Below are 21,626 nucleotides of genomic sequence, written 5' to 3'. Positions count from 1 at the left end.
CTGGCTCGGTACCTGCTATGTGCTATTTAAGTTTGATGACCTCGGAGCCAGCCAACAAGAAGGCGCCGGTGCCATACACCTCCCAGCTTTCGGCCGAGAAGTCGCGGCGCGGGTCGGCGCCGATAGGTTGCACCCAGCCCACGCGGCCCTCTTCCGAAACCAAGCCATTCAGGGCCACCCAGGCCTTTTGCACGGCGGGTAAGTATTGCGCCTTATCGAGTAAGCCTTGGTTGATGCCCCAGGCCATGGCATAGCAGTCGAAGCCCGAGCCCGAAGCTTCGCCACCGGGGTAGGCCTGCGGGTCGAGTAAGCTTGACCGCCAGAGGCCGTCGGGTTGTTGTAGGCTCAGCAGGCGGGCACTCATCTCCTTGAAGATGGTGGTGTAGAAGGGGCGTGAGGGGTGAGTCTGCGGTAGCTCGCTGAGCAGTTGCACCAAGCCCCCCATCACCCAGCCGTTGCCCCGGCTCCAGAAAATGCGCTGGCCGTTGCTTTCCTTTTTGCCTTCGCCGGATTCGCTCCACAGGTAGGCGGCGTCGCGGGCAAACAGGTGCTCCTGCTTGTTGTAGAGGTGCCGGTATGTTTGCCGGTAGAGCGAGTCGTTGAAGGTGAGGTAGGATGGGTCTTTCTGGATGGCACCCAACTTGGCTAGCACCGGCGGCCCCATAAACAGTGCATCACACCACCACCAGGTCAGGCCATGCTCGCGCACCTCGCGCCCAGTCACGCGGCGCAGCTTGGCCACCGTATCGATGGTGGCCTGAATCATGCGCTGGTCTTTCTTGAGGCGGTAGAGGTTGAGGTAGGTTTGGCAGATGGCAATATCGTCGGCGTGGTCGTAGCGTGGACCGGGGCGCCACTTGTTCCGCTCGCCCATAGCCATCAGCGAATCCAAGATCAGCTTGGATTTGGTGGTTTCGTAGGCCGCGAACACGCCGGCGTAGAAGGCGCCGTTGGTCCAGTCGGTGCCGCTATGCTTGGGGTGGGCCAACTGCCACTGGGTGGCCTTCAGCAACTGCTGCTTGATAAACTTCGGCTGGAAGAAACGCTTGTCGGCCGCTTTCGGCGCGGGCGCCTCGGTGCCGGCGTTCGCCATATGGGTGCCGCCAAGCAGCAGGCTCAGCAAACCAACTCGAAACAATCGCCAGGGTGTAGAAATAGTCATTACAAAGAGTTTGATGGATAGCAGTTTCAAGACAGGATGCGCATTCAACTCAGCATGAGCTTTAGAGAAGGCTCTACCTCGCCTCGAAACTTCGCTGCAATGTTAAGTACTCAATTGGAAGTGCACAGTGAACGAGACTAGATACTAGAGGTGCCGCTTGCCTTACGGTGCAGGTGAAACGCCGGTTATCGAGACGCAGGCTGGCTGTTCACCCCCTGCATCTCGATAAAGTAGAGTCAGCTTATCCGTTAGGTTGGTGCATAGGCTAGCCTCTAGTGGACGTTGTTAATAGCCCGTGTTTTGAGTTAGCAAGCCGTTGTTCAAATCAATGGAGGTCTGCGGAATAGGCAACAGCAGATTTTTTGCGGTCAGGTTCGTCACTGATGCGCCGTTCAAGCGCAACGTACGCTCCACTAAGGTGCCGGTGCGTACCAGTGTCAGACGGCGTTGCTCTTCCCCGATCAGCTCACGGGCGCGTTCATCGAGGATGAAATTTAGCGTCATCTGGCTGGCCATTACTTGCGGCGCTTGCGCCCGGGTACGTAGCGCGTTGATGCTGGCTGCCGCTTCCGCCAGCTTGCCTTGCTTGAACTGGGCTTCGGCCAGCAGCAAGTAGGTTTCGCCAAGGCGCATCATGGTGATGTCCTTGATGGTGCCGAAGCCAAAGGTGTCGGCCGGGTCAAACTGGTTCCACTTGGTGGTGTAGGGCGTGATGTTGTAGATAGTATCCGAGCCCGTCAAACCGGTCACGCGCTTGCCGAAGGTGGCGGTTTGCGTGGGGTCGTTGTAGTAGAAGCGCCGCTTGAGGTTGTACTTCGAATTGCGCATGTCTGGGGTCGTATACAGCTGATAATCCACCCAATTGCTGAGGCGCAGGCGGCCCAGGCCCCGGCCACCGAGCGAATCGGCCAGCGCCATGCCCTTGATGTTGTAGTACGCGGGCACCCACATGCGCCGCTGCTGAGCGCTGGTAGTACCACCGGGCACCAACAGTTGCTGCTCGATTCCCCAGATGAGCTCGGTGTTGCCTTGGCTACGGCGTTGGTTGCCAATGATAAACATGTCGGAAAAATAGTCGCCGGGTAGCGAGGAGCGCACACCGTAACGGGCCGAAACGAGCTTATACTGCCCACTCGAAATAACGGCTTGCAACTGCGTTTCCGCCAGTGCCGGCTGATTCATGCGCAGGTACACTTGCCCCAAAAGCTGCTGGGCCGCGGCCTGCGTAATGCGCCCCGACGCGGCCCTGCTGGCCAACAGCAAACTCGGAATGGCCGTTTTCAAGTCTTCGACGATGAAGTCGTTGACCGTGGCGACGGGAGTGCGGGTGAAGTCGGTGCGCGGCGAATTTACGGGCACGTCAATCAGCGGCACGTCACCCCAGAGCGTGGCCAGAAAATCGTAGGCGTAGGCCCGGAAGAAGCGGGCTTCGGCGCTAATACGGTTTTTGTAGCCTTGCCGTAGCGTGGCTGGCGCCGTAGCCGTGCCCTGGATAATCTGGTTGGCGTTGTTGATGGTGCGGTACGCCCAGCTCCACATAACAGCGGAGGCTTGGTCTTGCGAGTTGAGCAGCGTGTAGTTGTAATAGGGTATTTCGGCGCCCTGCACCTGACCGGGAATGGCTACGTCGGTGCCGAGCTGCATCATACCGAGCAAGCCTTGCTCGTCAGAACGGGTATACTGCTCGCGCACCACCGACTGCAAACCCGCCATGGCCGCTTCAAAGCCCAGTGAGTCTACGAGCACCACTTGGGGGGTGTAGAGCGAAGCCGGAGCTTCATCCAGGTAATCATCTTTACAAGAGCTTATCAGCTGGGACGTGACCAGCAAAGCCGTAAATGCTAACGCAAAACGTTTCATATGTCAGAGTGAAAAGTCGGGGTGGGAGGGTTAGCGCAAACCGATGTTGAGGCCGAACACGAACGTCCGCACGGTGGGGAAGTTGGGGTTGGAGCCCGCGGTGCCGCTGTTGACACTGGTGGTAGGGCTGAAATTGGTGGACGAGGTGAGCAAACTAACCGGGTTGTCGATGTTGCCGGTGCCGTTGCCGAGGGTATAGGTCTGCTCGGGGTCCCAACCAATCCAGTTGGTCCAGGTATACAGGTTGCGCCCGCTCACGTACACCGACAGCGTGCCTAGCTTCAACTTTTCGAGCAACGGAGCTGGGAAAGCATAGTTAAGCGTCACATCCTGAAGGCGCGTGAAGCTGCCGTTGGTGGGGAAGCCGTACCCGCGGGGGTTGATGTAGCTCAGGCCGGGCCGGTCTTGGCTCTGGTTTTGGGGCGTCCAGTAGCCTACTTCCTGCGGAATGTTCAGGCGGCCGCCCAAGTCCAGGAAGTTCAGGTTGTTGTTGTTTTTGAGCACGCCCTGCACCGTCCGGATGAACACGCGCAAACTGAACCCCTTGTACGTAAAGGTGTTCGTAATACCGCCTTGCCATTTCGGGAAGGTCGTGCCAAGGTACTTGCGGTCGAGGCTCGTGATTTGACCGTCGCCGTTGAGGTCTTCAAACTTCAGGTCGCCGGGCTTGGCACCAGCGTCTTTGCCGGTGGGGTCTTCGCCCTGTTGCCACACGCCAGTTTTCACGTAATCGTACACGGCCCCAACGACCGACCGATGAAGAGGCGGTTGCCAATGTCATCGGCGTCGGTGTAGCCCAAGCTCAGCAGCTTATTGCGGTTGCCCGAGGCGTTCAGCGTGGTTTCCCAAGTGAAATCGGGAGTTTGCACGTTGGCTGTGGTTAAGCTCAGTTCTATGCCTCGGTTACGCACCGAACCCACGTTGTCGAGGATGGTGCTATAGCCCGAAATAATCGGAATCTGGCGGTTCAGCAGCAGGTCTTCGGTTTCGGCATTATAGTACTCCAAGGTACCCGTAAGACGGTTTTTCAGGAGGCCAAAGTCCACGGCGTAGTTAACGCTGGTGGTTTGCTCCCATTTCAGCCGGGAGTTGCCGATACGGTCGGCGCGCAAGCCTGTGGCCGCCACACCACCGTAGGCGTATTGCAGCAGCGCATTACCCGTAATGGTCTGGTACGGGTTGATGCCTTCGTTGCCCGTTGTGCCATACGAAAAGCGCAGCTTCAGTGAATTCACCGTCTCCTGGTCTTTCAGGAAAGATTCATTGGCCACATTCCAGCCCAAAGCCACCGAGGGGAAGGTCGCGTACTTGCTGGCATCGGTGCCGAACACCGACGAACCATCGCGCCGGGCGGTCACGGTGAGCAGGTAGCGGCTGTCGTAGTTGTAGTTGATGCGCCCCATCTGCGATACCAGTGTCCGGCGCTCACTGAACGAGTTGATAACCGGGGCGTTAGAACCCGAGCCGATGCTGTTGAAGCCAATCCGGTCGTTGATAAAGCCGGTAGCCGTTTCGCTGGTCGTGAAGTACTTATTCTCTTGGGCGCTGTAAAGAGCCGTTACGTCGAAGTGGTGCTTGCCGATGGTCTTGTTGTAGAACAGCAGGTTTTCAACCGTGTAGTTCTGGCGCTCATCGTTGATGAGCTGGGCGGTGCCACGCAGGTCACCAAACGGCCGGCCCGCGTAGTTGGCGAAGCGGCCGGGTCGGTACGAGTACGTGGCATTCACCCGGTACTTCAAGCCCTCCACAAAGGTCGGTTCCACCTCGGCATAGCCCGTGCCCGTGAGCTGGTTTACGCGGTCTTCACGCTGAGTGGTCAAACCTAGTAAGGCGTTTTTAACCAATTGCTCGGGTGGCTGCGGGAAAATGGTGTAGGTGCCATCAGGGTTGAAAGGCGTAGCATACGGGCTCAGTACCTGGGCCAAACTCAGGTCAGCACGGCCGCCGTCGTCGTTGGACGTGGAGTAGAAAGACGAGGTTCCGATATGCAGCCAAGGCGTTAGCGTCGCATCGATGTTCGAGCGCAAGCTGATGCGCTGAAACTGATAGCCTTTAATAATGCCCTTCTGCTTGAAGTAGTCACCCGACACGAAGTACTTCACGTCCTCGGTACCCCCCGAGATAGAAGCGTTGTGGTCTTGGATAGAGCCTTGCTGATGAATCAAATCCATCCAGTCGGTGGTGCGGCCGGCATTGTAGTTGTCCACCTCCCCAATGTTGGGTACTGGCGTCAGGTTGATGCCGCGCTGCCGGGTAAACTCCTGCCATTTTTCGGAAAACGCCGGTCCATCGAGCGGGTGCAATTTGTTGACTATGTACTCGGGCCCGCCGTAGCCATTGTAGCGAATTTGGGGCTTGCCGGATTTGCCGCGTTTCGTGGTCACCAGAATTACCCCGTTGGAGCCCGCGTACCGTAGATGGCCGTCGAGGAAGCGTCTTTTAGAATTTCGATAGAGGCAATGTCGTTGGGGTTGATGTCGTTGAGGTTGCCCGGAAATGGCACCCCGTCCACCACTAAGTAGGGATTGGTACCGGCCGTAATCGAGCGTACGCCCCGTATCTGAATGTTGGGTTGGCTGCCCGGCACGCTCGACGGAGCCGTAATGGTAACGCCTGCCACCGCGCCTTGCAAAGCTTGCCCTACGTTCGAAACCGGGATTTTCTCTAAGCGGTCGGTCGGCACTGAGGCCACCGAGCCGGTCACGTCTTCCCGCTTTTGCGTGCCGTAGCCTACCACCACCACTTCGTCCAGCGACTTGGCATCGGACCTCAGTATCACGTTGATTTCAGTGCGCCCGCCAATGGCTACTTCCTGCGACAGGTAGCCTAGAAACGACACGACCAATGTGCCGTTCGTAGTGCCATCGGGCACTGTCAACGTGAACCGGCCCTGCGCATCAGTGGCCGTACCGACCGTCGTGCCTTTTATCAGTACCGAGGCACCGGGTAGGCCTTCGCCCTTGTCATCGGTGATGCGGCCCGTGATAGTGGTGGCCAGCAGTTCTGCGTCGTCCGTGTCAGCCAGCGGCTGATTGGTCGAGGTTACCGGCTCAGTGTCTGCTCCGACGAGTCGGGATAGAGGTTGAGCATGGATTGGCCGAACCGACCAAAACAGCCCACCTAAGAGTAGCCATTTTACTTTCATACAAAAAGGGAATTTAAATATGGGGTCTTAATCGAAGTAGCAGCCGGCAGCAACCTAGCAGCCTTCACAAACGATTGCTCCAATCATCCGCAATCGTTGGCGCTTAGGAGTCAAAAGGTGGCTGGAAACACTTGTAGTTTCAAGTCAGCACTTTGAATTATTCAAAAGTATCGTCCTTGAATCCGATAGACAGGGGTGTTTTAAGTCAAAAAAGGGGATAAATTAGGCTTTGCAATACCTCTTTTCTTTCGATCATCCTGGGATTTTCAATTAGTAAATGCCAAGTAATCAAGATTTTGCCGCTCTGCTTTCGGTGGCCATGGTTGCCCTGTTGCTACGGAAGCGGATTGGTACGCCTTTGCTGTCTCGTCCGATGCCTGTAGCGCTCCTCGTCATGCAAACCACCCCCGGCAACGAGCTATGATTTGGAAGTGTACTTATGCTCTTTGCTTGTTGCTTTTGCTGCTAAGCGTAGCTAGCCAGAAGAGTTGCGCCCAAGGTAACCTAGACGAGTTGCGTTTCGAGCACGTCACTATCACGGAGGGCTTGTCGCACAGCGACGCCATCACGGTGGCCGAAGACAAAGAGGGATTTGTGTGGGTGGGCACCAACAAAGGCCTTAACCGCTACGATGGCTACGAGCTCAAAACGTACTTCCTGCCCGTAAATCCCTTGAATGGCTTGTCAGGGAACCGTATCCGAATGCTGCACGTGGGAGCCAACGGTCGGCTGTGGGTGGGCACCCAAAACACTGGGGTCAGCTGCTACGATGCGGGCACCGACAAGTTTGTTGGGCTAAGCGCGAAAAATTTGCTGCCGATGTATCGGCAACTGTCTCGGCAACTGTCTCAGACAGAAGTAACTGCCCTGACTTCAGATGCTCAAGGCAACCTGTGGGTGGGTACCCGCAATACGGGCCTGTTTCACCTCACACTCGATAAGCACGATCAGCCCATAGCCATACATAAAATTCCTCTCGCCAAACAGCAGAAGCTTGACTACGAGGTTGCTAGTCTAGTTGCTGACCCTGCCGGGAAAGTTTGGGTTGGTACGGTTGGTAGTGGGCTTCGGGTGGTACAGGTGTCGCGCACTGTCTCCACCGCATTGGCTGCCCAAGCTACCGCCTTCTCAGCCGCTACCGTCCGCCAACTCCACCTCGATCAACAGGGCGACTTGTGGGTGAGTACCGGCCAACAAGTTTTCTGGGTAGCCAGCCAAGACCGACAAAATGGGCAGCTAGGGGCTGCGCAGTCTTTGCCAGGAATTTTTCAAGATGTGCAAACTCTCTACCTCGATTCGTTTCGGCGGTTGTGGGTGGGCACCAACTACGGGTGCATCTGTGGGAAGCCGCGCCCGTCACCGGCCACCATATCCCGCTTCAGCTTCACGAAGCAACCCGGTTTTTGCCTGAGCCAGGCGAATCCTATGGCATCAACTCCGAGCGGGTTCATCAGATTTTCGAGGACAAAAACCAGATTCTGTGGTTCGCTGCCTCGGCCGGAGGGCTAAATCGGGTGGATTTGCGGCAGAAGCCTTTCGGGCACCTTAGCCAGCAGATTTCCAAGTTCCCCACGCTGCCCAACAATTTCGTTAACGCCATCTACAAAGAAGAAGCGAAGAACTTACTCTGGCTTGGCACCCGCAACGGCCTTTCTTGCTACGATTTAACCCAGAAAACCTACCGCAATTACCTGACCGGTCAGGCCGCCAATGGACAAGGCGTCGATATATCCTCCATTTTTCAGGCTTCCAACGGTTTACTATGGTTGGGTACGCACTACAATGGGTTGATAACGCTGCAGCGCAAGGACGGGCGCGAAGTCACGCGTACCTATACCGTGCTACCCAATCAGTTGAATCTAACCGAAACGTCGGTGGAGGGCATCATCGAAGACCGGTACGGCAACATATGGGTAGCTACACTCACTCAAGGTCTGCTGCAGTTCGATCAGGAAGGCAAGTTCTTGAAAGCCTATCGTCCCCAAAATTCCAAGTTGCCGACTGATAGGTTCACCTATTTGCTTTATGACCGCCAGCGGGACGTACTGTGGGCCAGCACCCGCAATACCGGTTTGCTGAAACTGCGCTTGTTGCCTGATTCTTTGGCAGTGCTTCAGCATTTTCAATACAACAGCCAAGACCGCAACAGCTTGCAAGTAAGTTACGCTTGCCCCTTGCTGCTCGACCGGCGAGGCACCCTCTGGATTGGTACCATCGGGGGCGGGCTGCACCAACTCCATACCGATGCTCAAGGCCATGAAACCATCCGGCGCTACAGCCAGTGGCTACCCGAAACGGACATCGAAAGTCTACTAGCCGACGAGAAAGGCAACCTCTGGATTGGGGGCGGAGGGCTCTACTGCTTCAATCCCACTACTAAAAAGTACTTGCATTATGATGCCGCTGATGGCTTGCAGAGCTACTCTTTCAAGGTAGGATCAGCGTACCGGAGCCGCAATGGCACTATGTATTTCGGTGGCATCAATGGCATCAGCTACTTCAAGCCCGAGGCTATTCTGCCGAATCCGTTTCCACCCGATGTCCGCATCACGGGCTTGCGTTTGGCCGGCCGACCGGTGGCAGTAGGGGAGGTGATTAACGACCGGGTATTGCTGCCGCAAACTATAGCGCGGCTTCAAACCATTGAAATTAAGGACGCGGAGAATGATTTTGCGCTTGATTTTACGGGTTTGAACTATGCCAATCCAGGCAAAAACCGTTATGCCTACTTGCTGGAAGGCTACAACGACCGTTGGATCCAGATTCCGCCCGGTCAGCGCACGGCCAGCTTCGCTAACCTACCCTCCGGCGACTATACACTACGAGTGAAAGCCAGCAACGGCGATGGCATCTGGTCGAAGCAACCGGCCACGTTGCACCTAACGGTGCTACCGCCCCGGTGGCGTACGTGGTGGGCCTATCTGTTGTACGCAGCCGGTGTACTGGCGGCGCTGGCGCTCTACCGTCGCATGGAAATGCGCCAGCAGGCAGCCCAAAACCAACTGGCGCTGGACCGCTTTCAGGTAGCCAAAGAGAAGGAAGTGCTTACCCTAAAGCTGAATTTTTTTACCAACGTCTCCCACGAGCTACGGACGCCGCTTTCCTTGATTCTAGCGCCTATGGAAGAGCTAATGAGCGTGGCCGGGCAGTTGGGCGGATTGAAAGACAAAGTGCTGCTTATGCACCGGCAGACACGCAAACTTCTGGGGCTAGTCAACCAGTTGCTGGACTTCCGCAAGGTGGAATCAGGCCACATTCCATTGCGGGCCAGCCGCAACGACATAGTGGGATTTCTAACTGAAATCTTCCTCATCTTCAAGCTGAAAGCAGAAGAGCGGCAGTTAGACTACACGCTGGTGGCTCCTGCCGAAGCTGTACCGTTATATTTCGACTCCCGGCAGTTAGAAATTGTGCTAACTAACCTGCTGGCCAACGCTTTCAAGTACACCAAGGAAGGCGGCAAAATCCAGCTCCGGGTAGCAGTAGTCGGAAGCCCAGAGCATGAGGGCCTGCTGCAACAGCAGAAGCTCCAAGACAACTTCCTGGAAATAGAGGTGCGGGATTGGGGTGTAGGCATGAAGCCTACCGAACTGGACCGCATCTTCGACGTGTATTATCAAGCTTCCCACACCGACACCTTGCGCATGGTAGGCACTGGCATTGGCTTATCGTTGGTGAAGCAGTTAGTGGAGCGGCACGCCGGGGAGGTGAGCGTGCAAAGCCAAGTAGGGGTGGGCACTACATTCATAGTACGGTTACCATTCGGCAGCGCGCATTTAGCAGAAACTGATTTGGTTGCAGACACGGTGCCCACCATGGGTGAAACCACGTTTGTGCCCGCCGTCTATTCGGAGGTAGAGGATGCCGCTGTTTTCGCACCTTCCGTAGCATTGCCAGATGGTGGTGGGCAACTGCTCGTAGTGGAAGACAACGAGGAGATGCGCGAGTACCTACGGCAACTGTTCGAGCCTGCCTTTTGCGTGACCGTAGCCGCCGATGGGGCAGAAGGTTGGAAAAAGGCCGTAGCTCAACTCCCCGACATCATCATCAGCGACATTATGATGCCGCGCAGTAATGGATTAGAGTTGTGCCAGAAAATCAAGCAGAGCCCGAAAACCATGCACATCCCGGTTCTGCTGCTCACAGCTCGCACCGCTGCAATGCACGAGCAAGAAGGCCTCGAAACCGGCGCCGACGACTATTGTAGCAAGCCGTTCAACCCGAAGCTACTGCAAGCAAAAGTGGCGTCGCTGCTGCATAACCGCCACAAACTCCGCGACTATTACCAGCGCCAAGCCCTGCTCCAACCTTCCGAAATAACCATGCCCGACGCCGACAAGGTATTCCTGGAAAGTGTCTTACGCATTGTAGAATCGCATCTAGAGAATTCAGAATTCACGGTGCCCCTGTTGGTGCGTGAAATGGGTATGAGCCAATCGGTATTTTACCGCCGCCTCAAGAGCATTACTGGCCAGTCAGTGGTCGAGTTTATTCGGGACGTGCGCATGAAGCGCGCGGCTCAACTACTAGCCGACACCCAATTACGCATCACCGAAGTGGCCGCCCAAGTCGGCATCGACGACAGTAAGAACTTCCGCAAGATGTTCCAAAAGACCTACAGCATGTCGCCTTCTGAGTATGCTAAGCAGCACCGCGCCGGCAGCAAAACCAGCAGTCTACTCAGTGAAAGTGCTTAAAACTCTTTCTGCCCGTACCAAGTGCAGAACCATCGCAACAACAAAAAACCGCAGCCTAGTGGGCTGCGGTAGATAAAAGACAGAAGCGTGTATACGTAGCGCCTATCCTTCCATGCTGGAGCGGCCTTGCTAGGCCGTCTGCGGCATTAGACGCAAGATCAACCCGTCAAGACGCTCAGTGATGCGAAGCTGACAGGAAAGGCGGCTGCCAGGACTTAAAATGGGCAAGCTTTCTAGCATGGCCATTTCATCGTCGCCGGGCTCGTCTAATTCAGGACCGCCTAGCACCTCGATGTGGCAAGTACCACATAAAGCCATGCCACCGCAGGTAGCCTGAATGTCGTAGCCACTAGCTTTCAGAAGTTCCATCAAATTCAAGCCCATGTCAGTGGGCCCTACCACTTCCGTGCGTTGCCCAGTGGGCTCCTCCACGTAAACGCGTACTTCGTCGGTCATATTTGTTTAGTTGCCAATTACCGTTTGTGAAGTAGTAAGTGAGTTAATAAACGAAACTCACTTACTACTTCACAATCAGTAATTAATTACAGCGTGGGTACCCCATTCACGGTGGTGTACTTGAGCACGTACTTCTTGTCAGGATTGATGTACTTGAAAGCGCCTTGGCACATGAGGGCCGCCTCGTGGAAGCCGCACAAAATCAGCTTCAGCTTACCCGGATACGTGTTGATATCCCCGATAGCGAAGATGCCCGGCACCGACGTAGAGTAATCAACAGTGTCAACTTTCACGGCGTTGTCCTCTAGCTCCAGTCCCCAATCCTCAATCGGACCGAGCTTAGGCGTGAGGCCGAACAACGGAATAAACGAATCTACATCCAGTGTTTCGGCAGTGCCGTCATTGGCGGTGATGGTTACGGCATTAAGCTTGCCGTTGCCGTGTACGTGCGTCACATTGCTGCTCAGCACCAAACGGGCTCGGCCCGCTTCATGCAAGGCCTTCACCTTCTCGGCCGAATCGGCCGCGCCGCGGAAGGTAGTGCCGCGGTGTACAAGGGTTACTTCCTTGGCCACGTCAGCCAAGAAAATCGTCCAGTCCAAGGCCGAGTCGCCGCCGCCAGCAATGACGAGGCGTTGGTCACGGAAGGTCTCGGGGTCGCGTACCATATAGTACACACCTTTGCCGCTCTCGTAGCTCTCCAAACTCTCGATGGCCGGTTTACGCGGCTCAAATGAACCTAGGCCACCTGCAATAGCAATGGCCTTGCACATAATTTCGGTGCCATCAGTGGTATAGAGCTGAAACGAGCCATCTTCGAGCTTAGCAAAACGTTCAACCCGCTCGCCCAAAGTAAACGTGGGATGGAAGGGCTCGATCTGACGCATAAGGTTGCGGACCAAGTCGCCAGCTAGTATGTCGGGAAACCCTGGAATATCGTAGATGGGCTTCTTAGGATAAATCTCGGAGAGCTGTCCACCTACTTGGGGCAACGCGTCTACCACATGGCAGCGCAGTTTCAGCAATCCGGCTTCAAATACGGCGAACAGTCCCACAGGACCGGCTCCGATAATACAGATATCGGTGGAAATGGAATTCATCAGCGAAAAGTGAGAACAAACAAACGGTGGCAAGGGCCCCGTATGTAAACACAGAAAGCTCCCAAAACGTTGGGTCTAACTGTATATACGCTTACAAAGATAGGCAGCCCGCCTTAACCCTGTATGGGCTTTGTAAACTCAGGCTACCAATCCCGAACGGAAATCATGGAGAAAGGCCTCGGCTTCGATGCGGTCAGTAAATAGCCGTACTGGCAGCTTCGTCTGCTCACGCAAGGTCCTACTGATTTGGTACATATTGAAAACCGTGGGATGAACCTCCGCAACCACTCCAACCTTGGCATTCAACCAAAGCAGATGCAAGCGTAGATACAGAGGTATCAACCGCACATTAGGTCCTACTCTGCGGCGCACATCGTAGAGTACCGTAAAGTTGGGCTTCATGAATGATAAAGCGCGTTGCCAATCACTCATATAAAAGGGTAAGTCAGAGGCTAAACTTAGCTCTTCAAACCGCTCATAGGTTACCTGGTTACGGTCTTCATCTACCGTAATTTGGTATTCTAAACGAAAAGCTACTAACCTCATTACTTGTATAGGGTATTTGCATAAATAACAGAATCAAGCGTAGTTAAATTCACCTTAAACAGGTGTTGTTGCCTTCTTCTTATTGGATATACTAGGTAATAAAATACAATATTCCAATCAATTAACAGCTATTCTGATAGCTTATAGTACAGGCCGCTAAGGTACTTATTTGTACTTGTATAGTAAGTATATATATGATTATTTATTGTCGAGTTGCTGCGTGTTATAGTAATACAATACTTGTGTAAATATGGATTTACAGCGGTGGCTATCACCAAGCCGTCTTATCTGCTTGTCCGTAGTTCAGACTGCGGATACATGCCTGACTGCTTTTGATGCTTTGCACCCTAGCAGTCAAGACAAAACCAACTAAGACCCGTAGTCAGGATGGATAGTCCGCGGAAAACCAGCCTACCATATTATGTAATGCCTTTGCTAGGCTAGCAAAGCCAATAGTTGCATTAGCTATGTAGATCTAAGAAAGGATAAGATAAGAGCCTAAACTAGGCTTGAGGACCATACTTCGTTTTGATAAAGGCTAGCATTTCTGGAATATCCGCGTGGTCTTGTGTAGCTAGGCTTTTCCAAAGCACTTCTACAAGCAGCATCAGTAGGCGTGCCTCTTTGTCGGGTTGCTGATAGCCTAACTGCTGAAAGGCAGTGGTAAGCAAAACGGGCAGCGGCTGCAAAAACCGTTCGTGCTGAGTGCGGGCTACCGCTACATCGACAAGCCGATTTTGCAGTTTCCAAAAAGCAGGCTCTTCCTGCACCAAGGTGTATGGCAGGTCAATAATTCGATAAATCAGCTCTAATGGCGCATTTTCGGGCAGCCGTCCACGGCCTTGCTCAATGATGCGCTTGTAGCCGCTCCGGATAATATAGTCGAGCAAGTGGTCTTTGTTGCCGAAATGCTTGAATATAAGAGCTTCTGATACCTCAGCCGCTTTTGCAATTAGCGCTGTGGAGGTGTTCTCAAATCCTCTCTCCGCGAACAGTTGCAAGGCTGCCTGAGCAATAAGTTGTTTGCGGTTCATAGCGCAAAGGTAAAGCGCAACACTTGGATGTTGTATACTTCTGCTGCAGGACAAGTTTCCTAAGTGCAATTTAAGGCTGGTAGTCTATGCAAGCAAAGTGTAAAGCAGCAGAGTTGACAAACGAGTACGCTACGTTCAAACTCACACTATACCATTGATGAACAGACTGGTAAATGCGTCTTGACCTGACGGCGTCTTATTAAAGGTAATTGCGCTTTTTAGTTTTCCGCGCTACCAGCAGTAAAATCTACTGCTTGTATTCCTGAAAAAAAGTATTCAAAAAAAGCAAGGTTTTGATGGTTGATCCGTCTACCCCTTGGAGCGCAGGTTGCTGATGAGCAATAGGAGAGTTTCCGGCACTCGTTTTTCTGTTTCCACATCATGAAAACCAAGACCCTATTCCTTCTTTCTATACTTGGCGTTATTCTAGCAACTGGCGCAATTCTGACTCAGGGCTGTCCTCGCATTGTTACCGAGGGAAAGGAACTAACTTCCTCTCCCGTTACGGGTCCACTACGCCACTTGCCTGCTGCTACCACAGGCCGGGTTTGGGAAGTGTATGTGCAAAGCGGCAGCCAAGTGAAGCGAGGTCAGGTACTGGCCAAACTCCTAGTGCCACTCCATACTGTAGGTCAGCAGCAAGCCGAAAAAGAGCTTCGGCAGGCTAAAAAACAGTATGATCAGCTGCTCAGCGCCGTTCCAAACCAAGTATCAGCGCAAGCCTTAGAACAGGCTCGTCAACAGTTGGTGGCCGCTCAGCAAAAAGCGGCAAGCGCCCCGAAGCAAGTAACATTCGTGTTTATTCAGGCGCCGGCCAATGGAGTGGTAGCACGTGTGCCTGCTCCCGCTGGTACCTACGTTTCCGATTCAAGCACGGTAATTAGCCTAGGGTCAGCGAGTATTTCCTCATTTGAAGTAGCTGACAACTAATTAGTCAAGCAGCAACGGCTCTTTTCGCTGTTGCTGACTTCCCTCCTAATCATTTGGATGCATGGACATAGCCATGCCCAGCATCTGAAATTTTACGCTAGCTATTTGTCAATAAGATCTGACTAAGCTTTTAGTTTTTAGGCGTCAGATCAATAGCAAGCTGATTTTGCAACTAGGAGATGCTCCTAGATCCTTTTTAGCTGCTTGCTAGTAAGGGCTAACCAGCAACTTTCTGAAGTTGCATTTTGATAAGTAATGCAATACTTTACAAGTACTTAGTACGAAAAGGGATTGCATTACTTAGTACATGAATTCAAACGTAGATAAAATCCCATCAGAAGAAAGCTATACCCATGACGGTTATAGTCCCGACTCGGAAGCAGTTACCTCTCTGGGGGTAAACGAGATTACTGCTGCTGGCAAACATCAAAGACTAAATGGAGCTATACTCTCGACAGCAACCAAATTGCTGCCATTAGTGAAACTGCTCGAAACTATACAGCCTGTAGTAGCCAATGATTCGGTTTTTCATACCCGTCGGCTCAAGATCAACGCGCAAATTGCTTTAATTTATGAGCAATTGAAGGAAGAAAGGCCCAAACGCAAAGCCTTGTCATCGGCTTTCAAAACGATGGGAGACCTAGTGCTTGAGGAGACCCGAGACATAAGCAAAGATGAATTAAAGCAAGCCGCCAAGGAGGTTGTATTGGCTACCATCAAGAATGCACCTGCCATTATCAGCGCTGCTCACCAAGCTAAACTGCTTTCTTGATATAAGTTGAGTAATCAACTGTTTTACAGATAATTAATACAGGAACGCAAATTAGTACTTTATCATTATTGTATAATTATGTAGGTTGCAGGCAAATAGTTTATATTAGCTTATTATGCTTTTAGCTTTGCTTTTACCTGGCCTTAGTATGATACTAGATGGCCATCTACTGAGAGGCATTCTGTGTACTTTTCTGCAAGCCACCATCGTTGGTTGGCTGCCAGCCGCTATATGGGCCGTATTATTGAGAAAGCGAGATGTAGCGCAATTCTCTGATGAACAACATCATGAAGTTGCGGCGTCAATCCGGACTACGCAAGTACCAGCTTAGATAGTGCGGGCCTCAATCTTAAGAATCTACTACCTAGGCTGTACACTGATTAGCTGAAAACAGAGCGTTAGTGACCAACGGTGTTCAGTTGAATAGAAAGCTCACTCAGCCAAAGCAGCTTTTATTGGCTTCGATTATAATCGGTACGTAGAGTACAGGGAAGCCATACTGCGTCCATCAAGGACGAAAGAGCCTACACATTGCACTAGCCAGCTTGTTATGCGGTAATAAATTACCATTCTTCCTCACCGGAAACAGGTTTGTGAAGGGTAATACTAAGACTCTCCGTGAGTGATTTGGCGTAAATGCCAACCTTTTCCGCGTACTGTTGTGCAAGGAAAATACCTTTGTTCTTAGGCTTGCCTAGCTGAGCGGTGATTTCCTTTTCAATCGAAGTAGATGTGCCAACACCTATTACTTGGTAGTTTGTAAGGGTATACTTATAGCGCCCATCTTTGAAGTTTAACATCATTGTATAGCCTACTTCCCGGTTTGTAGGCTCGAAATCTGACTGTGCCAGCCGAACAGGTAGGTCAGTATAGGCCCTAATAATTAGCAGGCCAGCGTCCTTCTCATCCACCTTGATAACATCTTTCGCTTCGTCGAATGTCAGGAAGAGCCATAGTTTAGCACGAGTGTATAGCTCGCTTTGACTTGCTCCTTCCACAGCAACAACTCCGGTATAGGTCACTCGTTTCGTTTCCGTATCGACCGGCAGAGTAGGTGCCGCCGGGGTCTGAGCATAAAGGCTGACTGAGGAAAGCAGCCAGAGTGCGATAAAGATTGATTTCATAGATCAGCTATATAGAAATGCTAAATACAAATTCATTTGGTAGAAAAGCAAAAACCCCCTCAGTAAGCTACTGAGGGGGTTTCGTGGTCGTGTAAGGAGTCGAACCTTAAACCTTCTGATTCGTAGTCAGATGCTCTATCCAATTGAGCTACACAACCTTTTTTCCTTTGCGGAGCACAAAGATAACAGCTTAAATTTTAGTCCGGCAAGCTTGTTGGCATAATTAGATTGAAATTCTTGCTGGCAAACCTGCAAGCCGCTGAAAGTCAGTTTTAAATTTTTACTGTTCTTTTCCAGTACTACCACTTAAAGCCCGCTTAAGAGCGCGGTTGAACAGAAAATAGAGACCAAACAACGACACAGCTACCAGTCCAATAACGAGCAGCTTGCCCGCCGTACCAGTATCAGGGTCTTTCAAGAGGGAGAAGACGTCTTGCGCTTTGGTGCCCAACCAATAGAAAAATAAGCTTCGCGGTAACATACCCATCACTGAGGCCAGTAGAAAACGCTTGCGGTCTACACGCATCACGGCTAACACAAACGTCATCAGGGCGAAAGGAAGCACCGGCGAAATGCGCGTTAGGATGATGAGCTGCCAACTGTCATGCTTGAGCTCGCGCATGACAGCATCGGCCTTGGGGAAGTGGTGAAGAAATTGCAGCATCTTACCGTGGTCGAGAGAAGCGGCTACCTGGTACCCTACCAACGCCGCCAATGCATAGGCCAAGACCATGCCTGGTAGACCCGCCCATCCTAGGTAAAACCCCGTAACTAGGGCCACAAACGTGGTGGGGGTGATGGCAAACGCCATGGTGAAAGCAATGATGCAGAAGTAAAGCAGGCTCTGACCAAAGGTGAGGTGTTCCAGCAGGGCTTGGTTGCGGTAGAGGACGTAACTCAGTGAGGAACTGCCCACCACAGGCAACGCCACCAACAGAAACATGGAAAGCAGGGTGGAGGCGTTCTTCTGAAAAAGCTCGCGGAGAAAGGCCATAGGCTTAGAAAACAATCGGGCCGGCTCTGTGCGGCCGGCCCGAAGGTAAGAACGTAAGAACGGAGCGGAAGGCTGCGCTTCCGACGGGAGCCGCTTATTCGTCGGTTGTTTTACCGCCTAAGAAACGGCGGATAGCTGTCCAGCCGGCGGCAACCAGTGCCACGATAATCTTCCAGAATTTGGCCACAAGAGCCAAGGCGCCCGCTTTGGCTAGTACTTTGCCCGCCACGAGCCCGCCAATGCCATATGCCGCTACCTCGTCTAGCTCTGGGTTGAAATCGGTGTACTGCTGGCCTTTCGCAAATTCCACGCTTCGGATGACCGCCGGAATGGTGCTTTTGATTTCCGGTAACTGCGACATGTCGCCAATTGCTTGCAACGTGAGCACACCTTTGCGGCCTAATACCCGCACATCGTAGTTAAGGGTGGTGGAGGCGGAACCGCTGAAACGCAATTCCTTGGCCCAATGCAGCACGTTGAGCTTGGCATCATAGTAGGGCTTAGCAGCCCAGCCCATGAGCAAGATTCGTCCGTAGCCATTGGCTTCCCGCTCGAGGTTGCTTTCTTCAGTATCGTTCTGCATTTCCTTGAGCAGATCGTCATAGTCGATGTCGGCCGCATCGTTGTCTTCTACATAACCCGAGGGGTCGTATTCAATGGCGAAAGCCCAGTTGTTGTCGTCAAGCGGCCCCTTATCAGTTGGAAACAGCATGCCCAATGACTCACTCTTGGGGTTGCCCCAAAGCTCAGTCAGTACATATTCACTCTGACGGGCATCGAGGTAGCGGAATCCCTTCGGCACGTTGATAGAGCCTAGGTTATCGGGGAAGGTAATATGTCCGGTTTGATACTTCAGGGCCGCTTGCACAGAGTCGACGTAGACTTGTTCACGGTCTACAGAATCAGGCGGAGTAGGAGCAGCAAAAGAGGCTAGATGCGTGCCTACAAAAGCTAATAGGAATAGAAGTTTTTTCAATTGAATATCAGGCAGAAAGTGAATAAGATTTTACCGACAAGATAGGAACGTAGCTGTTCAGCTTAAATACCAAGCAGCGTATTGCCGAAAATAAATATTCAGGTAATGTGCCATCTGGCCACGTTGCTTTGTTGTAAAGGCCGCGCGAAAGACTTCTACCTTTCTACCTTTGCCGCGCCTCTCACCCCTTCCCATACATTAGAAGATCTTACATGAAATTCGGAACCAAAGCCATTCATGCCGGTGTGCATCCTGACCCTGAAACGGGGGCCATCATGACGCCTATCTATCAGACCTCAACCTATGTGCAACGCTCACCCGGCGACCACAAAGGCTACGAATACTCCCGCACGCACAATCCGACCCGTACGCAGCTGCAAAATGCGGTAGCTGCGCTCGAAAACGGCAAGCACGGCCTCGCCTTTGCTTCCGGTATGGCTGCCATCGACGTTATTGTTAAGCTGTTGCAGCCTGGCGACGAAGTAATCAGCACCAACGACTTGTACGGCGGCTCCTACCGCATCTTCACTAAAGTATTTGCCAACTACGGTATCAAGTTCAACTTCGTGCCTATGCACGATATGCAAGCGGTGGAAGCGGCCGTAACCGAGCGTACCCGGCTGATTTGGGTGGAAACGCCTACCAACCCGCTGCTCAACGTGATTGACATTGCGGCCGCTGCCGCTGTTGCAAAGAAGGCCGGGGCGCTGCTGGTGGTGGATAATACTTTCTCGACGCCTTATCTGCAAACCCCATTGGACCTAGGCGCCGATATGGTAATGCACTCCCTGACCAAGTATATGGGCGGCCACTCCGACGTCGTAATGGGTGCTATAGTAGTGAAGGACGACGAACTGCACGAGCGGCTGCGCTTTCTGCAAAACGCTTGCGGCGGCACGCCCGGCCCACAAGACTGCTTCTTGGTGCTGCGGGGCCTCAAAACGCTGCATATCCGTATGCAACGCCACTGCGAGAATGGCCGTGCTGTAGCGGAGTTCCTAAAATCCCATCCGAAAGTAGGCAAGGTGTTCTGGCCTGGCTTCTCGGATCATCCTAACCACGAAGTGGCGGCTCGTCAGATGAACGATTTTGGCGGCATGATTTCCTTCGTGCTGGAAGGCGACAAAATGGAAGATGCCGTTGCCGTGCTCGAAAAACTGCAGTTGTTCACCCTTGCCGAAAGCTTGGGTGGCGTGGAAAGCCTTTCCGGCCATCCGGCTAGCATGACTCACGCTAGCATTCCGGCTGAAGAGCGCCGCAAAGCTGGTCTCTCCGACTCTCTGATTCGTTTGAGCGTGGGTATCGAAGATGTTGAGGATTTGATTGAGGATCTGCGGCAGGCAATAGGGTAATGAAGCTTCGGCATACAGAACCGGTGAGGTGCGGCCCTAGTGCGCACACGTAGCCGCTTACAACAGCAGGTTTTCCTTCGGGGGAGCCTGCTGTTGTTGTATCGGGCCTGAAATGGGAATGGAATGGTAGCAAACGAACACCTTGTGCTGCTTAGGTTAAAGTAAACCCAAGAGTTAGGCGTTTATGCAAGGCAACCGCTAACGCTTAGCACTGCGCATGAAAACCCCTTCTCATTTCAACGGCAAAAAATTCTCGAATACCGTGCCCACCACTATGTCGTCGGACTACGGCTTGATGCTGCGGCGACAAATCTTTGGCAAACAAGAGCGAGTGCCGCGTCGGCCGCTTGGGCCATTTCGGGCCGACGCAGCGGCTTTATCTGAGCCCGTACCAGCAGCGACATTGCGCGTGACGTGGTTTGGCCACTCTAGCACGCTGCTAGAAATAGATGGCAAGAGGTTTCTGACCGATCCGGTCTGGCGGTTGCGGGCCTCGCCGGTGGCACTAGGGCCGAAACGGTTTTTTGCGCCCCCATTGCCCCTATCAGATTTGCCAGTTCTTGATGGCGTAATTCTTTCACACGACCACTACGACCACCTCGACAAAGATGCTATTCGGGAGCTAGCCAAGACGGGTGTGCCTTTTTTCTGCCCATTAGGGGTCGGGGGCCACTTGCGCCGGTGGGGTGTAGCGGGCAGCCAGGTTCATGAACTGGACTGGTGGCAAGAAATTGTGGTTGGTCAAGAGCATACACTCGTTGCCACGCCGGCCCGGCACTTTTCGGGTCGTGGGCTCATCCGCGACACTACCCTGTGGGCCTCTTGGTGTATTCTTGGCCCCAAGTACCGTGCTTTTTTTGGTGGCGACTCGGGTCCATTTGAAACGGGCTTCCGCGAAATAGGAGCAGCCTACGGGCCTTTTGACTTGGTAATGCTGGAAATAGGAGCTTACGACGAGCAATGGGCAGCCATTCACATGGGCCCCGACGAGGCACTGGTAGCGCATCGGGCGTTGGGTGGCGGAGCGTTGCTGCCCTTGCACTGGGCTACCTTCAACCTAGCTTTCCACAGCTGGCACGAACCAGCCGACCGCCTGCTAGCCGCGGCAAGCTCGAACGTACCGTTATTGCTGCCTGCCCCGGACAGCGTGTAAATGTTGCTGATGGGCCGCTGCCGGGGCACTGGTGGCGCTAAATCAAGGTTGTCCTAAGAGACAATGTTAAAAACAAGCTTATAATCCTGTGAGGCTATTGACTGCTATTAGGGTTATGTTGTGCGCTAATGCATTAGGTGCACGTTTCATGCTGTAGCCTGTCTTGTCACTAGCCCAATATGAACAAGTACTAAGTGTAAGCAAGCAGTTATTGGCCCTAGCGTTATCAGTATATTTTGCTGCTAGGCTGGGAATAACCAGAAATATTAAAATCCTGTGGCTATATTAGACAAAAGGAGGGGCCTCAACAAGAAGGCTGATTGCA

General features: G+C 53.0%; 19 protein-coding genes and 1 tRNA gene. 7 read left to right on the top strand and 13 right to left on the bottom strand.

Going from position 1 to position 21,626, the window contains the following annotated elements:
• Positions 1 to 22: 22 nt before the first annotated feature.
• The 5 genes from MUN86_RS18240 to MUN86_RS18220 form a co-directional block, all read right to left on the bottom strand.
• The gene (locus tag MUN86_RS18240; protein ID WP_245119474.1) at positions 23 to 1,162 is read right to left on the bottom strand and encodes a glycoside hydrolase family 88/105 protein; all 1,140 of its coding nucleotides are present in this window, start codon (positions 1,160 to 1,162) and stop codon (positions 23 to 25) included.
• A gap of 285 nt (positions 1,163 to 1,447) precedes the next feature.
• The gene (locus tag MUN86_RS18235) at positions 1,448 to 3,022 is read right to left on the bottom strand and encodes a RagB/SusD family nutrient uptake outer membrane protein (RefSeq protein WP_245119473.1); all 1,575 of its coding nucleotides are present in this window, start codon (positions 3,020 to 3,022) and stop codon (positions 1,448 to 1,450) included.
• A 30-nt stretch (positions 3,023 to 3,052) separates the two neighbouring features.
• Positions 3,053 to 3,748 carry a hypothetical protein gene (locus MUN86_RS18230; protein ID WP_245119472.1) on the bottom strand — a complete coding sequence of 232 codons (696 nt, stop codon included), beginning with the start codon at positions 3,746 to 3,748 and terminating at the stop codon, positions 3,053 to 3,055.
• A complete protein-coding gene (locus tag MUN86_RS18225) occupies positions 3,745 to 5,406 on the bottom strand; it encodes a SusC/RagA family TonB-linked outer membrane protein (RefSeq protein ID WP_245119471.1) in 1,662 nt (553 codons plus the stop codon). The genes MUN86_RS18230 and MUN86_RS18225 overlap by 4 nt, the downstream gene beginning before the upstream one ends.
• A 5-nt stretch (positions 5,407 to 5,411) precedes the next feature.
• Positions 5,412 to 6,167, bottom strand: coding sequence for a TonB-dependent receptor plug domain-containing protein (locus MUN86_RS18220; RefSeq protein WP_245119470.1), 756 nt, complete (start codon positions 6,165 to 6,167; stop codon positions 5,412 to 5,414).
• A gap of 277 nt (positions 6,168 to 6,444) precedes the next feature.
• Here MUN86_RS18220 and MUN86_RS18215 point away from each other — a divergent pair, with 277 nt between their 5' ends.
• The 3 genes from MUN86_RS18215 to MUN86_RS18205 all read left to right on the top strand — a co-directional run bounded on the left by MUN86_RS18215 (position 6,445) and on the right by MUN86_RS18205 (position 10,864).
• Positions 6,445 to 6,591 carry a hypothetical protein gene (locus MUN86_RS18215; RefSeq protein ID WP_245119469.1) on the top strand — a complete coding sequence of 49 codons (147 nt, stop codon included), beginning with the start codon at positions 6,445 to 6,447 and terminating at the stop codon, positions 6,589 to 6,591.
• A 29-nt stretch (positions 6,592 to 6,620) separates the two neighbouring features.
• Entirely contained in the window at positions 6,621 to 7,676 is a 1,056-nt protein-coding gene (locus MUN86_RS32690; protein ID WP_245119468.1) for a ligand-binding sensor domain-containing protein, read from the top strand.
• Positions 7,677 to 8,632: 956 nt separating this feature from the next.
• On the top strand, positions 8,633 to 10,864 hold the full coding sequence (locus MUN86_RS18205; protein WP_245125789.1) for a hybrid sensor histidine kinase/response regulator transcription factor: 2,232 nt from the start codon (positions 8,633 to 8,635) through the stop codon (positions 10,862 to 10,864).
• Between the two features lie 129 nt (positions 10,865 to 10,993).
• Here MUN86_RS18205 and MUN86_RS18200 read toward each other — a convergent pair whose 3' ends face one another.
• The 4 genes from MUN86_RS18200 to MUN86_RS18185 form a co-directional block, all read right to left on the bottom strand.
• Positions 10,994 to 11,320, bottom strand: coding sequence for a 2Fe-2S iron-sulfur cluster-binding protein (locus tag MUN86_RS18200; protein ID WP_245119467.1), 327 nt, complete (start codon positions 11,318 to 11,320; stop codon positions 10,994 to 10,996).
• An 86-nt stretch (positions 11,321 to 11,406) separates the two neighbouring features.
• A complete protein-coding gene (locus tag MUN86_RS18195) occupies positions 11,407 to 12,420 on the bottom strand; it encodes an NAD(P)/FAD-dependent oxidoreductase (RefSeq protein WP_245119466.1) in 1,014 nt (337 codons plus the stop codon).
• Positions 12,421 to 12,558: 138 nt separating this feature from the next.
• A complete protein-coding gene (locus tag MUN86_RS18190; RefSeq protein ID WP_245119465.1) occupies positions 12,559 to 12,852 on the bottom strand; it encodes a hypothetical protein in 294 nt (97 codons plus the stop codon).
• Between the two features lie 617 nt (positions 12,853 to 13,469).
• Complete coding sequence (locus tag MUN86_RS18185) at positions 13,470 to 14,000, bottom strand: TetR/AcrR family transcriptional regulator (protein WP_245119464.1); 531 nt, start codon at positions 13,998 to 14,000, stop codon at positions 13,470 to 13,472.
• 381 nt (positions 14,001 to 14,381) lie between these two features.
• On the opposite strand from MUN86_RS18185, the gene MUN86_RS18180 reads away from it, so the two are divergent.
• Together MUN86_RS18180 and MUN86_RS18175 are read left to right on the top strand one after the other, a co-directional pair.
• Positions 14,382 to 14,930 (top strand): efflux RND transporter periplasmic adaptor subunit, encoded by a 549-nt coding sequence (locus tag MUN86_RS18180; protein ID WP_245119463.1) that lies wholly within the window; start codon positions 14,382 to 14,384, stop codon positions 14,928 to 14,930.
• A 307-nt stretch (positions 14,931 to 15,237) separates the two neighbouring features.
• On the top strand, positions 15,238 to 15,702 hold the full coding sequence (locus MUN86_RS18175) for a hypothetical protein (protein ID WP_245119462.1): 465 nt from the start codon (positions 15,238 to 15,240) through the stop codon (positions 15,700 to 15,702).
• A gap of 563 nt (positions 15,703 to 16,265) precedes the next feature.
• Here MUN86_RS18175 and MUN86_RS18170 read toward each other — a convergent pair.
• The 4 genes from MUN86_RS18170 to MUN86_RS18155 form a co-directional block, all read right to left on the bottom strand.
• Positions 16,266 to 16,826, bottom strand: coding sequence for a DUF4468 domain-containing protein (locus MUN86_RS18170; RefSeq protein ID WP_245119461.1), 561 nt, complete (start codon positions 16,824 to 16,826; stop codon positions 16,266 to 16,268).
• A gap of 84 nt (positions 16,827 to 16,910) precedes the next feature.
• Positions 16,911 to 16,984: transfer RNA gene (locus MUN86_RS18165), tRNA-Arg, on the bottom strand.
• A gap of 122 nt (positions 16,985 to 17,106) precedes the next feature.
• Positions 17,107 to 17,820, bottom strand: a complete 714-nt coding sequence (locus tag MUN86_RS18160) for a TVP38/TMEM64 family protein (RefSeq protein ID WP_245119460.1) — start codon at positions 17,818 to 17,820, stop codon at positions 17,107 to 17,109.
• Positions 17,821 to 17,914: 94 nt separating this feature from the next.
• Complete coding sequence (locus tag MUN86_RS18155; RefSeq protein ID WP_245119459.1) at positions 17,915 to 18,796, bottom strand: DUF2167 domain-containing protein; 882 nt, start codon at positions 18,794 to 18,796, stop codon at positions 17,915 to 17,917.
• Between the two features lie 212 nt (positions 18,797 to 19,008).
• Between MUN86_RS18155 and MUN86_RS18150 the strand changes: the two genes are divergently transcribed.
• Positions 19,009 to 20,148, top strand: a complete 1,140-nt coding sequence (locus MUN86_RS18150; RefSeq protein ID WP_245119458.1) for a cystathionine gamma-synthase — start codon at positions 19,009 to 19,011, stop codon at positions 20,146 to 20,148.
• A gap of 217 nt (positions 20,149 to 20,365) precedes the next feature.
• Complete coding sequence (locus MUN86_RS18145) at positions 20,366 to 21,301, top strand: MBL fold metallo-hydrolase (RefSeq protein ID WP_245119457.1); 936 nt, start codon at positions 20,366 to 20,368, stop codon at positions 21,299 to 21,301.
• Positions 21,302 to 21,626 lie beyond the last annotated feature (325 nt).

Source organism: Hymenobacter volaticus (genome assembly GCF_022921055.1).
Classification (GTDB): domain Bacteria; phylum Bacteroidota; class Bacteroidia; order Cytophagales; family Hymenobacteraceae; genus Hymenobacter; species Hymenobacter volaticus.
This window is presented reverse-complemented; position numbering and strand designations above follow the sequence as displayed.